The organism is Lysinibacillus sp. GbtcB16 (assembly GCF_019091145.1).
Classification (GTDB): domain Bacteria; phylum Bacillota; class Bacilli; order Bacillales_A; family Planococcaceae; genus Lysinibacillus; species Lysinibacillus fusiformis.
On sequence record NZ_JAGXJV010000197.1, the window covers coordinates 1 to 345 of the forward strand.

A 345-nucleotide genomic window follows, 5' to 3' on the forward strand; every position below is an offset into this window, starting at 1 on the left:
TCGCCCTTGCTGAGTTTAGAGCGAACTTTATCTCTACCTTTCCAGTGATAGCGGCATTTGGCCAAAATCTGCTGAATTTGGGGCAATACATATTACAGGTAGTGCTTACAGGAAATATTATGAATGGTTGGTTAGCTGGTATGTCAGGAGGATTCCAAAACGTAGCAATTCTAATAGGACAGGCTATAGAGCAAATAAAAGCTAGTATAGGCTTATTTGTAGAGGCTATCCGGCTTGCTATGGGTGGAGACACTTCTCAGCTAGGTCAAATATTCTCCACGATACTTCCTACACTTATTACCATCTTGATCGGCGGGCTTCCTGCGCTGCTTCTTACTGCAATGC

At 43.5% G+C, this 345-nt stretch carries 1 pseudogene; it reads left to right on the forward strand.

The features are described 5' to 3' along the window. Window positions 1-345 (forward strand): annotated as a pseudogene (locus KVT27_RS23985) (carbamoyl-phosphate synthase); the annotation flags it as partial.